The 232-nt window shown below is 57.8% G+C and carries 1 protein-coding gene; it reads right to left on the bottom strand.

Going from position 1 to position 232, the window contains the following annotated elements; all coding sequences use genetic code 11:
• Nucleotides 1-232: DNA polymerase (locus ACYP03_RS28215; RefSeq protein ID WP_459782966.1), on the bottom strand; the 232-nt coding region annotated here is incomplete at both ends.

The following is a 232-nucleotide window of genomic DNA, read 5'->3' as shown; positions in this document are numbered from 1 at the left end:
GACGACAGACGCCCCGTGGCCGCGACAGCTTGATGGTATGAGGTATGTACCCGCTTGGTAACCGGGTTAATCATGCGCGGCAGCTTGTCAGTATAAGTCGATTTGAGTTTCGCCAGCCCGCGGTGCTCCAGCAGTAGCTTAGGCAGCGGGTAATCCAGTGCCAGCTCCTGCAACACTTCTTCGTTGGTCGAAGGGGTTCCGGACGGCGTTTTCTTGACTACCGGCAAGCCCA

The organism is Photobacterium sp. R1, assembly GCF_054600795.1.
The sequence above is the reverse complement of the archived record's forward strand: the minus strand, read 5'-3'. Positions and strand labels throughout refer to the sequence as shown.